At 72.2% G+C, this 13,115-nt stretch carries 13 protein-coding genes; 5 read left to right on the forward strand and 8 right to left on the reverse strand.

The window, feature by feature from the left end:
- Positions 1 to 88 precede the first annotated feature (88 nt).
- Genes LRD69_RS20425 through afsQ1 form a run of 3 tightly spaced genes read right to left on the reverse strand, consistent with a single transcriptional unit; the run spans position 89 to position 2,930 of the window.
- On the reverse strand, positions 89 to 715 hold the full coding sequence (locus tag LRD69_RS20425; RefSeq protein WP_277327992.1) for a hypothetical protein: 627 nt from the start codon (positions 713 to 715) through the stop codon (positions 89 to 91).
- Entirely contained in the window at positions 712 to 2,256 is a 1,545-nt protein-coding gene (locus LRD69_RS20430; RefSeq protein WP_277327993.1) for a HAMP domain-containing sensor histidine kinase, read from the reverse strand. The genes LRD69_RS20425 and LRD69_RS20430 overlap by 4 nt, the downstream gene beginning before the upstream one ends.
- The gene (gene afsQ1 / locus LRD69_RS20435; RefSeq protein ID WP_176902165.1) at positions 2,253 to 2,930 is read right to left on the reverse strand and encodes a two-component system response regulator AfsQ1; all 678 of its coding nucleotides are present in this window, start codon (positions 2,928 to 2,930) and stop codon (positions 2,253 to 2,255) included. The genes LRD69_RS20430 and afsQ1 overlap by 4 nt, the downstream gene beginning before the upstream one ends.
- 181 nt (positions 2,931 to 3,111) lie before the next feature.
- On the opposite strand from afsQ1, the gene LRD69_RS20440 reads away from it, so the two are divergent.
- The gene (locus LRD69_RS20440) at positions 3,112 to 3,924 is read left to right on the forward strand and encodes a SigE family RNA polymerase sigma factor (protein ID WP_277327994.1); all 813 of its coding nucleotides are present in this window, start codon (positions 3,112 to 3,114) and stop codon (positions 3,922 to 3,924) included.
- 228 nt (positions 3,925 to 4,152) lie between these two features.
- On the opposite strand, the gene LRD69_RS20445 is transcribed toward LRD69_RS20440, so the two are convergent.
- Both LRD69_RS20445 and LRD69_RS20450 read right to left on the reverse strand, forming a co-directional pair.
- Positions 4,153 to 4,842, reverse strand: coding sequence for a response regulator transcription factor (locus tag LRD69_RS20445; protein ID WP_277327995.1), 690 nt, complete (start codon positions 4,840 to 4,842; stop codon positions 4,153 to 4,155).
- Positions 4,839 to 6,023 carry a sensor histidine kinase gene (locus LRD69_RS20450; RefSeq protein WP_346771915.1) on the reverse strand — a complete coding sequence of 395 codons (1,185 nt, stop codon included), beginning with the start codon at positions 6,021 to 6,023 and terminating at the stop codon, positions 4,839 to 4,841. Before LRD69_RS20450 ends, LRD69_RS20445 begins: the two co-directional genes overlap by 4 nt.
- Before the next feature lie 144 nt (positions 6,024 to 6,167).
- Here LRD69_RS20450 and LRD69_RS20455 point away from each other — a divergent pair, with 144 nt between their 5' ends.
- From LRD69_RS20455 to LRD69_RS20465, 3 genes are read left to right on the forward strand one after another with little or no spacing between them, the layout of a single operon-like run.
- Positions 6,168 to 7,100: an ATP-binding cassette domain-containing protein gene (locus LRD69_RS20455; protein WP_277327996.1), complete on the forward strand. Its 933-nt coding sequence runs from the start codon at positions 6,168 to 6,170 to the stop codon at positions 7,098 to 7,100.
- A complete protein-coding gene (locus tag LRD69_RS20460) occupies positions 7,097 to 8,650 on the forward strand; it encodes an ABC transporter permease subunit (protein ID WP_277327997.1) in 1,554 nt (517 codons plus the stop codon). Before LRD69_RS20455 ends, LRD69_RS20460 begins: the two co-directional genes overlap by 4 nt.
- On the forward strand, positions 8,647 to 9,423 hold the full coding sequence (locus LRD69_RS20465) for an ABC transporter permease subunit (RefSeq protein ID WP_277327998.1): 777 nt from the start codon (positions 8,647 to 8,649) through the stop codon (positions 9,421 to 9,423). The genes LRD69_RS20460 and LRD69_RS20465 overlap by 4 nt, the downstream gene beginning before the upstream one ends.
- Before the next feature lie 19 nt (positions 9,424 to 9,442).
- Here the strand turns inward: LRD69_RS20465 and LRD69_RS20470 are convergent, their stop codons facing one another.
- On the reverse strand, positions 9,443 to 10,150 hold the full coding sequence (locus LRD69_RS20470; RefSeq protein ID WP_277327999.1) for a uridine kinase: 708 nt from the start codon (positions 10,148 to 10,150) through the stop codon (positions 9,443 to 9,445).
- A 64-nt stretch (positions 10,151 to 10,214) separates the two neighbouring features.
- On the opposite strand from LRD69_RS20470, the gene LRD69_RS20475 reads away from it, so the two are divergent.
- Positions 10,215 to 10,619, forward strand: coding sequence for a hypothetical protein (locus LRD69_RS20475; protein WP_277328000.1), 405 nt, complete (start codon positions 10,215 to 10,217; stop codon positions 10,617 to 10,619).
- Between the two features lie 81 nt (positions 10,620 to 10,700).
- Here the strand turns inward: LRD69_RS20475 and LRD69_RS20480 are convergent, their stop codons facing one another.
- Together LRD69_RS20480 and LRD69_RS20485 are read right to left on the reverse strand one after the other, a co-directional pair.
- Entirely contained in the window at positions 10,701 to 11,654 is a 954-nt protein-coding gene (locus LRD69_RS20480; protein WP_277328001.1) for an aldehyde dehydrogenase family protein, read from the reverse strand.
- A complete protein-coding gene (locus LRD69_RS20485) occupies positions 11,654 to 13,111 on the reverse strand; it encodes an aldehyde dehydrogenase family protein (RefSeq protein WP_277328002.1) in 1,458 nt (485 codons plus the stop codon). The genes LRD69_RS20480 and LRD69_RS20485 overlap by 1 nt, the downstream gene beginning before the upstream one ends.
- Positions 13,112 to 13,115 lie beyond the last annotated feature (4 nt).

Raw genomic sequence — 13,115 nt, forward strand, 5'->3', positions numbered from 1 at the left:
GCCTTCCAAGACGCGGCTACCGGCAGGATCGGTTCCGCCCTGCCCCCGGACGGTCCGAACTCCACCCGGCGGCGTGTGGCCCCGGCCCTCAGGACACCTGGTCCGCACCGAGCGTCGGCACGGACTCCGGCCGGTCCTTCGTCTCCGAGGTGCACAGATAGCCACGCGGCGGATAGTTCCCGGGCCCGCCCAGCACCACCGTGCCGTCCGAGGTGAGCGACTCGCTCTCCGCGAACGTGCAGACGATCTGCGCCAGAGCCTGTGACGGCAGGTCCTCGGGCTGCTCGCTGAGCCGCAGCGCGTCCGCCGGGTCACTGCCGCGAGCCCCGTTGATCTGCAGGGTCGCCGGTACGTCGGTGGAGAAGCCGGCCTGCCGCTCGTCGGCGGCCGGCTCCTGCTGCAGCTCGTCGAGGAGCGCCTGCGCGATCCGGATCCGGTTCGACTTCACGCCTTCGACCTGCACCGTGCGGTCCACCGTGACCAGCTGCGAGGCGCAGAGCAGGTAGATCTGCACGGGAATGCCCCGAATCGCCTCCGTGCCGACGTCCTCCGCGGACATCGCGCACGGCACGCGGGACGGCGCGGGGCCGGCGTCGACCGGCACCGACGTGGTCCTGATCCCGCACCCGGCGGCCAGCACCGCGCAGACGACGGCGCCGGCCAGCGCCCCGGTGGTGCGGCGCGCCCGGTGCGTACGACGGTTGCTGCGCCTCACGTCGCGTCCCCCTGCTCGTCCCGGGCCTGCTCACGCTGATCCCGTTCGGTGCGGGTGCGCGCGAGCTGTTCGGCGTCGCGCGGCAGACGCAGCACGAACACCGCGCCGTCACCGTCCGGCGAGTTCGAGGCCGTGATGTCACCGCCGTGGATGTGCGCGTTCTCCATGGCGATCGACAGACCGAGCCCGCTGCCCTCGGAACGCGGCCGGGAGGCGCTGGCCTTGTAGAAGCGGTCGAAGACGTGCGGCAGGACGTCCTCCGGGATACCGGGGCCGTGGTCGCGCACCTCGATGACGAGTTCGTCGCCGTCGGTCCGTACCGCGACCCGTACCGGCGAACCGCCGTGCTTCAGCGCGTTGCCGATCAGGTTCGCCAGGATCACGTCGAGCCGGCGTGGATCGAGGCGGACCATCATGCCGCGCTCGGCGTCCAGATCCACCGCGTCCAGCCAGGCGCGGGCGTCGATGCAGGCGGTGACCTGGTCGGCGACGTCGACCGTGTCGAGGACGAGCCGGGCCGTACCCGCGTCGAAGCGGGTGACCTCCATCAGGTTCTCCACCAAGTCGTTCAGCCGCCGGGTCTCGCTGACCACCAGGTGCACGGCCGGCGCGATCATCGGGTCGAGGCTGTCGGCCTCGTCCTCCAGCACCTCGGCGACCGCGGTGATCGCGGTGAGCGGGGTGCGCAGTTCGTGTGACATGTCGGCGACGAACCGGCGGCTGGCCTCCTCCCGCGCGCTCATGTCCGCGACCTTCTTCTCCAGCGAACTCGCGGCCCTGTTGAACGTCCGGGAAAGATCGGCGAGTTCATCGGTGCCGGACACCACGAGCCGGGTGTCGAGCTTGCCCTCGCCGAGCTTGCGCGCCGCGTCGCCGAGCCGCTGCACCGGCCGCAGCACCGTCGTCGCGGCGGCCTGCGCCAGCAGCGCGGAGCCGACGAGGGCGAGTCCGGTGGCGATACCCAGCGACCAGGCAAGGGAGTTGAGGTCCTGCCGCTCCTGGTCGAGCGATTTCAGCATGTAGCCGGTCGGACCGCCGCCGATGATCTTCGTTCCGGCCACCAGGTACGGCGTACCGCGGATCGAGGTGCGCTGCCAGAACAGGTGGTACGGGTAGGTGCTGCCCGACTCCTCCGGCTGCCGCTTGTTGACCTGCTGCTGCAGCGACAGCGGAACGTTGTCGAGCGTGAACGTGTCCAGGTTCGAGTTGCCCACGATCGGCTTGCCGCCGTCGCGCTTGTCGACGAGCAGCACGCTGTAGCCGGGACTGCTGCTCGCCATCTGCACGGCGGTGTTCTGCAGATCGTCCTTGGTGGGGCGCAACGGCAGCGACGCCGCCCGGTTCTGCATCTCCTGCCGGAAGTCCCCGAGCGCCGCGTCCTGCGTACGCGTCAGCACGGCCTCGCGATTGAGCCAGTACGCGATCCCCGAGGCGGACACCGCGGCGGTCAGCGCCACCAGCGCGAACACGACGACGAGCCGCAGCCGCAGACTGGTCCAGCGAAGACCGCTGAGCAGGCCGCGCCTGGCAGCATCGCTCACTGAGGAGAGTCCAGCCGGTAGCCCACGCCCCGCACCGTACGGATCAGGGTCGGCGAGGACGGTACGTCCTCCACCTTGGCGCGCAGCCGCTGCACGCAGGCGTCGACGAGCCGGGAGTCACCGAGATAGTCGTGCTCCCAGACCAGCCGCAGCAACTGCTGCCGGGACAGGGCCTGTCCCGGCCTGCGGCTCAGCTCCAGCAGGAGCCGCAACTCGGTCGGCGTGAGCTGGAGATCCTCGCCGTTCTTGGTCACCGTCATCGCCGAGCGGTCGATGACCACATTGCCGAACGTCGCCGAGTCGGTGGACTCGCGCTCACCGCGGCGCAGCACCGCGCGGATCCGGGCGTCGAGCACCCTGCCCTGCACGGGTTTGACCACGTAGTCGTCGGCGCCGGACTCCAGTCCGACCACGACGTCGATGTCGTCGCTGCGCGCGGTCAGCAGAATGATCGGCAACTGGTCGGTGCGCCGGATGCGCCGGCACACCTCGAAGCCGTCGATGCCGGGCAGCATCACATCCAGCACGACCAGGTCCGGCCGCTGCTCGCGCAGCAGCTTCAGGCCGTCCTCGCCCGTCGCCGCGGTGGCCACACGGTGGCCCTGGCGTGACAGCGAGAGTTCGAGGGCCGTGCGGATGGCGTCGTCGTCCTCGATCAGCAACAGGAAAGGCACGGGGGTCATTCTGGCCCATGGTGGAGCCTCAGTTCGACACTTGAAGCGCTCTCATGCATTCGGCACGCCGAGGAAATGGCCTGTGACAGGTCTGTGACAGTCGGCGGACAGCGCCATGAAACTGCCCGGGCAAGCTCATTGGCACAAGGAACGGACGGATTTCACCGACGGGGGGCGCGAGATGAACGCACTGCACAGCACCACCTCAAGCGCAGTTGTCACGCGTCTCCACGACGTCGGCAGGGGCACCGAGAAGTCCGGCCCCGCGGGGGGCACCACCCTGTTCGAGCGGAACCGGGAGTTCGGGGCGGGGCGGGGATGCGTCCGGGCCGCCGGGCGTCCGTACCCGTCGGCTGCGGAGCAAGGGCGCAATCCCTGCATGACGGTCGTCGACGCACCCGTGGGGGCCGGCGGGGGAGCCGGGTACGGGGAGGGCTCGGGGGAGCGGAAGCCCCGGGCGGAGGTCTCGGACGCCGAAGCGGCGTTCACGGCCTACGTCGAGGAGCGCCGCGCCTCCCTGTACGCGACCGCCTACCACCTGACCGGTGACCGGTTCGAGGCCGAGGATCTGCTGCAGAGCGCCCTCTTCTCCACGTACCGGGCATGGGACCGGATCAGCGACAAGGCGGCCGTCGGCGGGTATCTGCGCCGCACCATGACCAACCTGCACATCAGCGCCTGGCGCCGGCGCAAGCTGAACGAATACCCGACCGAGGAGCTGCCGGAGACGGCGGGCGACACGGACGCGATGCGCGGCACGGAGCTGCGCGCCGTGCTCTGGCAGGCGCTGGCACGGCTGCCGGAACTCCAGCGCACGATGCTGGTCCTGCGGTACTACGAGGGGCGCACGGATCCGGAGATCGCGTCGATCCTCGACATCAGTGTCGGCACGGTGAAGTCGAGCATCTGGCGGTCGCTGCGGCGGCTGCGCGAGGACGAGGTGCTCAGCTTCGGCCGTGACGAGGAGGAGTCCTTCGGCGAGCTGGTGGCCTGAGGCGACAGGGGGAGGACGGGGGCCGTCGCTTCGGGGGAGGCGGTGGGTCCACGGGGGTACGGGGGGCGCAGTGGGGTCGGATGGGCCGGGGGGTCCCGTCCGGCCCCGCAGTGCGTGTGGGCGGCGGGTGCGAGGGTGGCGTTCTTACGGGGCTCCGCTCCGGACCTCGGTTCTCATATGCCCGGCGGGCGCGAGGGCTTCGCACGGCACGGGCGCGGCATGCTGCGGTCAGTCGCGGGAGCCCGGGATCACCAGGCCTGATTCGTAGGCCGTCACCACCGCCTGGGTCCGGTCGCGCAGGGCCAGTTTGGTCAGGATGCGGCTGACGTGCGTTTTCACCGTCTCCTCCGTGATCAGCAGGCGCGTCGCGACCTCCGGATTGGACAGGCCCTCCGCCACCAGGCGCAGGACCTCGGTCTCCCGGGGGGTGAGTGCGGCGAGGGCGGCCGGGGGCGCGGGGTCCGGCCTGCGGTGCCGGCCGGCGAATTCGCTGATCAGACGGCGGGTGACCGTCGGTGCCAGCAGGGCCTGGCCGGCCGCGATGACGCGCACCGCGTCGAAGAGCCGCTCGGCGGTGACGTCCTTGAGCAGGAAGCCGCTGGCTCCGGCGCGCAGGGCGTCGTACACGTACTCGTCCAGGTCGAATGTGGTCAGGATGAGGATGCGGGGGCCGTCCGGTTGGGTGGTGGCCAGCCGTCTTGTCGCTTCGATGCCGTCCGTGCCCGGCATCCGCACGTCCATGAGGACCACGTCGGGCCGGAGGCCGACGCAGGTCCGTACCGCATCCGCCCCGTCGCACGCCGTGCCGACGACGGTGAAGTCCGGCTGGCTGTCCAGCAGGGCGGCGAAGCCCGTCCGCACGACCTGGTGGTCGTCGGCGACGACGATCCGCACGGCGGGCTGTGGCTCGGTGCTCATCCGGTGGTCTCCGCTCGGGTCGGCAGTACGGTCTCGACGACGAAGCCGCCGCCGTGCGCGGGGCCGGTGCGCAGTTCGCCGCCGACCGCGGCGGCACGCTCGCGCATGCCGGACAGGCCGTGACCGCCCGTCGCGGGCGTGGCCGGCGGACCCGGACCGTTGTCGCGGATGCGCAGGGCCAAGGTGTCGGCGGTGTAGTGCAGTTCCACGTCGACGGCGGCGCCCGGTGCGTGCCGCCGTGCGTTGGTGAGGGCTTCCTGGACGATGCGGTACGCGGCGAGTTCGACGCCCGGATCGAGCGCCGACTGCCGGCCGCGGACGATGAGGCGGGTGCCCGTCCCCGACGCGTCCCGGGACTCGTCGAGCAGGTCGACCAGCTGGCGCAGGCCCGGCTGAGGCTGCCGGTCGGCCGTATCGGCCCCGGTGTCCTCGCGCAGGACGCCGAGCAGCCGCCGCATCTCGGTCAGCGCGGCCCGTGCGGTGTCGCCGATCGACGACAGCCGTTGCGCACCGGCGGCGGGCATTCCGGGGGTGGTCAGCCGTGCCGTCTCCGCCTGTACGGCGACCATCGAGATGTGATGGGCGACGACATCGTGCAACTCACGTGCGATCCGGGCGCGTTCGCCGCGTGCCGTGTGCTCGAGCAGGGTGCTGGTCATCGCCCGGTGCGCGGCGCTCTGGGTGAGTGCCTGGCCATGGGCCCGGCGGGCGATGCCCGCCCACGCCGCGACCGGGGCGAGCGAGGCCAGCAGCACGGTGAGAACGCCGGTTCCGGAGTGCGCCATGGCCGGTCGGACGAGGGCGAGCGGCAGAAAAGGCATGGCGAGGAGCGCCGCCGACCGGGGCGAGCCCGCACGGCCCAGCCGGTGCAGGACGAGCAGCTGGGCGCAGAACCCTGCGACGGTCAGGGAGTGGAACGGGGCCAGGGACAGCACGGTCGCCCCGGTGACCGACGCGGCGGCCGCTGCCGGGCGCAGGAACACCGGGGGCAGTGTGGTGGCCAGGGCGAGCAGGACGAGGAACAGGGCGAACCGGACCGTGACGCCACTGCCCGCCGTCCGCGCGAGCGACTCGGTCACCGCGAGGAGCGCCAGGGCCGTCCCGGCCACCGCAGGCGTACGGGGGTCGGCACCGATACGCCGCCCCCGCTCGGCCCAACCGCCCTGCCGATGCTCGTCCACGTCCGTCATTCTTGCCGCAGGTACGCGCCCGGGCATCCCTCTCATGAGGGACCCGTGGCGCCGGACATCCCTCGTGCCAGGGAGGCCCGAAGTCGCTGTCCGGCGTGACGACCGCGCGGCACCCCGCTGCCTAACCTGCCGGGCATGGAAGCAACCGTGGAAGTCACCGGCCTGCGCAAGCGCTACGGGCCGACCACCGCGCTGGACGGGATGACGTTCACCGTCAGGCCCGGACAGGTCACCGGTTTCGTCGGCCCCAACGGCGCCGGCAAGTCCACCACGATGCGGGTCGTCCTCGGCCTGGACACGGCCGACGAGGGCACCGCGCTGATCGGCGGTCAGCCGTACCGGAACCTGCGGAACCCGCTGAACCACATCGGGGCGCTGCTGGACGCCGCCGCACTGCAGCCGGGCCGGACCGCCCGCAACCATCTGCTGTGGCTGGCCCACTCGCAGGGCCTCGGCGCGCGGCGGGTCGACGACGTCATGGAGCAGGCCGGTCTGGGGCCGGTCGCCGGGCGCCGGACTTCGGGCTTCTCGCTCGGCATGCGGCAGCGCCTCGGAATCGCTGCCGCACTGCTCGGCGACCCGCCCGTGATCATGCTGGACGAGCCGTTCAACGGTCTGGACCCGGAAGGCATCGTGTGGATGCGCGACTTCCAGCGCGCACTGGCCGCACAGGGCCGGGCGGTGCTGCTGTCCAGCCATCTGATGAGCGAACTGCAGGACACCGCCGACCATCTGGTGGTGGTCGGGCGCGGCAGGGTCATCGCCGACACCAGCGTGCGCGAGCTGATCGGGACCGCGTCCGGCGACCGGGTCACACTGCGGACCTCGGCACGGTCGGAGGCGATGACGGCGCTGGCGTACGCGGGAGCCACCGTGGCGGCCACCGACCGCGACACGCTCACCGTCTCCGGGCTGGCGGCGGAGCACGTCGTCACGCTGCTCGGCGAGAGCGGAGTGCCGTTCTCGGAAGTGTCCGCGCACCGCGCGACGCTGGAGGAGGCGTACATGGAACTCACCAGGGACGCGGTCGAGTTCCGGGCCGCGGCGGTCGAGGAGCCGGCCCGATGAGCGGCACGGCGACCGCTGCCCCGGCTCCGTACCGCTCCGGAACTCGGGTCGGGCGCACCGGGTTCGCGCAGCAACTGCGGGCCGAGTGGACCAAGTTCCGTACGGTGCGGGGCTGGGTCGCCGGACTCGCGGCCGCGGCGCTGGTGACCGTACTGATCGGGCTGATCGGCGCCCCTGCCGGGCGGCCCACCTGCGAGGACCCGAACCAGCCCTGCACCGGTGCCAGGGGGCCCGGCGGCGAGGCGGTGACGGACCGCTTCTACTTCGTGCACCGGCCGCTGACCGGGGACGGCAGCATCACCGTACGGATGACGTCGCTGGTCCCGGACGGCGCGAAGGGCGGCCTGCCGCCGTGGGCGAAGGCGGGGATCGTCCTGAAGGCGGGCGACCGGGCGGGGTCGGCGTACGCGGCCGTCATGACCACCGCAGGGCACGGCGTGCGGATGCAGTACGACTACACGCAGGACACGGCGGGCGCCCCCGGCGCCGTATCCGCCGCGTCCCCGCACTGGCTGCGGCTGACCCGGGCCGGGGACACGGTGACCGGCTATCGGTCGGCCGACGGGGCGCGCTGGACCGCGATCGCCACCGTGCGGCTGGCCGGACTGCCGTCGCAGGTGCAGGCCGGGCTGTTCGCAGCCTCGCCGCCCGCCACGGAGTCGACGGCCCAGAAGTTCGGCGGGCGGAGCAACAGCGGGGCGCCCACCCGGGCCACCGGTGTCTTCGACCATGTCGCTCTCGGCGGGGCGGAGTCCGGGGATGCGGCGTGGCGCGGTGAACAGATGGGCGGCCCCGCCGACGACTTCGCGTCGGACGGCACGTTCCGCCGGACCGGTGGAACGTTCACCGTCACCGGGTCCGGCGACATCGCACCGGAGGTGGGCGGACCCATGACCGCGGGCGGGCGGACCATCGAGCGCAGCCTGGCCGGCACGTTCGTCGGGCTGATGCTGGTGATCGCCGTCGGGGCGACGTTCGTCACCGCCGAGTACCGGCGGGGGCTGATCCGTACCACCCTCCTGGCGAGTCCGCGGCGGGGCAGGGTGCCGGCGGCGAAGGCCGTCGTCCTCGGTGCCGTCACCTTTGCGGCCGGGCTGCCGGCCGCGGCGGCGGCCGTGCTGCTCGGCGAGCGGCTGGGGCGCCCCGGCGGTTTCGACTTCCCGGTCGGCACGCTCGCGGAGCTGCGCGTGGTGGCCGGCACGGCGGCCCTGCTCGCCGTCGCCGCGGTGCTCGCCATGGCCGTCGGCACCGTACTGCGGCGCAGTGCCGGGGCGGTCACCGTGGTGTTCGCGGCGATCGTCCTGCCGTACATCCTCGCGACCGCCTCGATCCTGCCGGCCGGGCCCTCGCAGTGGCTGCTGCGCCTCACTCCGGCGGCGGGCTTCGCCGTCCAGCAGAACATGCCGCAGTACGCGCAGGTGGACGGCGACTACACACCGGCCTTCGGCTACTTCCCGCTGCCGCCGTGGGGCGGCTTCGCGGTGCTCTGCGGTTGGACGGCTGTCGCGCTGGGCGCGGCGGTGTTCGTGATGGGGCGGAGGGACGCATGAAGCAGACCCTCCACGCGGAGTGGACGAAGCTGCGCACCGTGACGGCCCCGTGGTGGCTGCTCCTCGCCACCGTCGTGTCCACGGTGGCGGTGAGCGCCGCGACGGCGGCCGCCGCACAGTGCGCGCCGACGGGCTGTCACCAGGACGTCGTCAGGCTCAGCCTGACCGGGATCCAGCTCGGACAGACCGTCGTCGTCGTCCTGGCCGTCCTGATGATCAGCGGCGAGTACAGCACCGGCATGATGCGCACCACCCTGATGGCGACACCGCGCCGGTCCACGGTCCTGGCCGCGAAGGCGGTCGTCCTCACGGGGGTGGTGCTGGTCGCCGGGGCGGTCGCGGTGCTCGGCTGCCTGCTGGTGGCGGGGCTGATTCTGCCGGGCAACGGTTTCACGACGACGCAGGGCCATGCGCTGCTGTCCCCGGCCGACGGTCCGACGCTGCGCGCGGCAGCCGGTTCGGTGCTGTACCTGGTGCTGATCGCCCTGCTCGGCCTCGGTGCGGCCACCGCGGTCCGGGACTCGGCGGCGGCGGTCGCGGTCGTGCTCGGCCTGCTCTTCGTCCTGCCGATCCTCACGCAGCTGGTCGCCGACCCGGACCGGCACCGGCACCTGCAGCAGATCGCCCCGATGACGGCGGGGCTCGCCGTCCAGGCCACCGTCGATCTCGACGCCCTCCCCGTCGGCCCGTGGGCCGGGCTGGGGGTGCTCGCGGGGTGGGCGGTGGCCGCGCTGCTCGGAGGCGTGCTGGCCCTCAGGCTGCGGGACGCGTGAACTCCCGGCGTCCTCCCGGCTACGCCACCTCGCGTGCCACCGGGGCCCGGCGGCAGCGGCCGGCTGCGGCTGCCGCCAGGCGGCCCAGCGCCTCCTGCTTTCCGCAGGGATACGCACCGAGTGCCGTCTGCCGCGCCACGATCCGGCGTTCCGCCCGCATCAGCCGCCAGCCGCGCCGCAGCAGGAACGGCACCGACTTCCGGCCCTCGCGCAGATCCCGCAGCAGCCTGCGGCGGAACGTCGTCGAGGGGCGGCCGCGCAGGCACAGCGCGTCCGCCAGGACACCCAGCTCCTGGCAGCGCTCCACTATGTCCGCCGCGAAGATGCCCTCGGCCACGAACAGCGGAGTGCGCTCGATGTGGAACGCCTCGCGGCCGACACGGGAACTGGTGCCGATGTCGTACACCGGGACGTCCGTACGCCCCGTGCGGCACAGCTCAGCGATTGCGGCGACCGCCGCATCCGCGTCCCAGGACTGTGCGGAGTCCCAGTCGATGTCCGAACTGCCCGGAACGATCGGCAGCGTGGGGTCGTCGCCCTCCTTGTAGAAGTCGTCCAGGCGCAGCACCGGAAGGTCGGTGCGGGCGGCGAGGGAGGACTTGCCTGAGCCGGAGGGGCCCGCGAGCAGCACGACGCGGGTCGGAATCGATTGGGAACTCACGGGACACCAGTCTGGGGCATTGAGCCGCGCAGGGGATCCCCCGGTGCCCGTGTTGGTATCCAGCATCACACCTCAACTACGCTGCGCATCCAGATGATTACTCGATCGGTCTCGATCGGGTGGGAACTCCATGGCGCGTCATGCACTTTCCGGGTCCCGGCGCCGCGTGCTGCTGCGCGCAGGTCTGACCGTCACCGCGGTGGGCGCCGCGTTCGGCGCGGGGGGTGCGGCCGCCCAGGCTGCGCCGCTGCCCAACGCGCTGCCCTCGGGCGCCGGCAGCGGCCTCGGCGCGCCGAGTGAGGGGCCCGGCGGCGCGGTCGCCGGGGCGCTCGGGAGCACGGTCTCGCCGGTCACGACGCTGCAGCCCGACCCGCCGGCCAAGACCGGCGTGGACCCGTTGGCCAACGGGGTGGGCACGCAGGTGGCCGACTTCGAGCCGCTCTCCACAGCCATCGTCACCGATCCGCTGACCAGCGGTGGTGCTCTGCAGGACCTGGCGCCGGTGGGTCGGGCGACGGGGCTGCTCCACGGCTGATCCCGGCGCGCGGAGCTGCGGCCCGCCCCTCCGCGGTGTTGCGGAGGGGCGGGCCGCAGGTGTGCCGGTCAGGTGTGCCGGTCAGTAGGAGGAACCAGAGGTGCCGAGCGCGCCTGTCGGGTGCCAGACCGTCTTCGTCTCCAGGAAGGCCGTCAGGCGGTCCGTACCCGGGTCGGCCGACCAGTCTTCTCCGTCCACAGCCTGTGGACGAGCGGCGCCCTGCACTTCCTTCCCGGGGTGGTGGCGGGAGGCGGATGGGCGGCGGACCCGCTTCAGGTTGTCCGCCGCCGCGATCTCCAGCTCCTTCGCCAGCTCGGCGCCGGCGCCCGTGAGGTCGATCGCGTTGACGTCCTGGTGGGCCGCGAGCGGGGCCGCGAGCTCCGCCGTCCGTCCGGACAGGATGTTCACCACACCGCCCGGCAGGTCGGAGGTGGCCAGCACCTCGCCCAGGGACAGGGCGGGGAGCGGGGCGTCGGTGGACGCGATGACGACCGCCGTGTTGCCGGTCGCGATCACCGGGGCGACGACCGACACCAGGCCCAGGAACGACGACTCCTGCGGTGCGAGGACCGCGACCACACCGGTCGGCTCGGGCGTGGACAGGTTGAAGAACGGCCCCGCGACCGGGTTCGCCCCGCCCACGATCTGGCCGATCTTGTCGGTCCAGCCCGCGTACCAGACCCAGCGGTCGATCGCCGCGTCCACGACGGCCGCCGCCTTGGACTTCGACAGCCCTTCCGCGTCCGCCACTTCACGTACGAACTGGCCCCTGCGGCCCTCCAGCATCTCCGCGATGCGGTAGAGGATCTGGCCGCGGTTGTACGCCGTCGCGCCCGACCAGCCGCCGAACGCCTTGCGGGCGGCCACGACCGCGTCACGCGCGTCCTTGCGGGACGACTGCGGGGCGTTCGCCAGCCATGTGCCCTTGGAGTCCGTCACCTCGTACACCCGGCCGCTCTCGGAGCGGGGGAACTTGCCCCCGACGTACAGCTTGTAGGTCTTGAAGACAGTGAGTCGGTGCTCAACCGTGCTCATCAGCGCTCCCCCTCCGGGTTCGACGGGGCGAGGTACGCCTCCAGGCCGTGACGGCCGCCTTCGCGGCCGAAGCCCGATTCCTTGTAGCCGCCGAACGGCGAGGTCGGGTCGAACTTGTTGAACGTGTTGGCCCAGACGACGCCCGCCCGGAGCTTGTTCGCCACAGCGAGGATGCGCGAGCCCTTCTCCGTCCAGATGCCGGCCGACAGGCCGTACTGGCTGTTGTTGGCCTTGGCGACCGCCTCGTCCGGTGTACGGAACGACAGGACGGACAGCACCGGGCCGAAGATCTCGTCACGGGCGACGGTGTGCGCCTGGGTGACGTTCATGAACAGCGTCGGGGCGAACCAGTAGCCGGCAGACGGGAGTTCGCACGGGGCGGACCAGCGCTCGGCGCCCTCCGCCTCGCCCGTCTCGACCAGCGCCGTGATCCGGGAGAGCTGCTCCGCCGAGTTGATCGCACCGATGTCCGTGTTCTTGTCCAGCGGGTCGCCGAGGCGCAGCGTGGACAGCCGGCGCTTCAGGGACTCCAGGAGTTCGTCCTGGACGGACTCCTGGACCAGCAGCCGCGAGCCTGCGCAGCAGACCTGGCCCTGGTTGAAGAAGATGCCGTTGACGATGCCCTCGACGGCCTGGTCGATCGGGGCGTCGTCGAAGACGATGTTCGCGCCCTTGCCGCCCAGCTCCAGGGTGACCTTCTTGTCCGTGCCGGCGACCTGGCGGGCGATGGCCTTGCCGACCGCGGTCGAGCCGGTGAAGGCGACCTTGTCGACGTCCGGGTGCGCGACGAGGGCCGCGCCCGCGTCCCCGTACCCGGTGAGGATGTTCACGACGCCCTTGGGCAGGCCCGCCTGCCGGCAGATGTCCGCGAAGAACAGGGCGGAGAGCGGGGTCGTCTCGGCCGGCTTGAGGACCACCGTGTTGCCGGTGGCGAGCGCCGGGGCGATCTTCCAGGCCAGCATCAGCAGCGGGAAGTTCCACGGGATGACCTGACCCGCGACGCCGAGGGGGCGGGGGTTCGGGCCGTAGCCGGCGTGGTCGAGCTTGTCGGCCCAGCCCGCGTAGTAGAAGAAGTGCGCCGCGACCAGCGGGAGGTCCGCGTCGCGGGTCTCCTTGATCGGCTTGCCGTTGTCGAGGGTTTCGAGAACGGCGAGCTCGCGGCTGCGCTCCTGGATGATCCGGGCGATCCGGAAGAGGTACTTGGCGCGCTCGGAGCCGGGCAGCGCCGACCACTTCTCGAACGCCTTGCGGGCCGCCTGCACGGCCCGGTCGACGTCCGCGGCGCCGGCCTGCGCGACCTCGGAGAGGACCTCCTCGGACGACGGGGAGACCGTCTTGAAGACCTTGCCGTCGGCCGCGTCGGTGAACTCGCCGTCGATGAACAGCCCGTACGAGGGTGCGATGTCGACGACCGACCGTGACTCGGGGGCGGGTGCGTACTCGAATGCAGATGCCATGGGG

Origin of the sequence: Streptomyces sp. JH14 (assembly GCF_029428675.1) — a bacterium.
GTDB lineage: Bacteria > Actinomycetota > Actinomycetes > Streptomycetales > Streptomycetaceae > Streptomyces.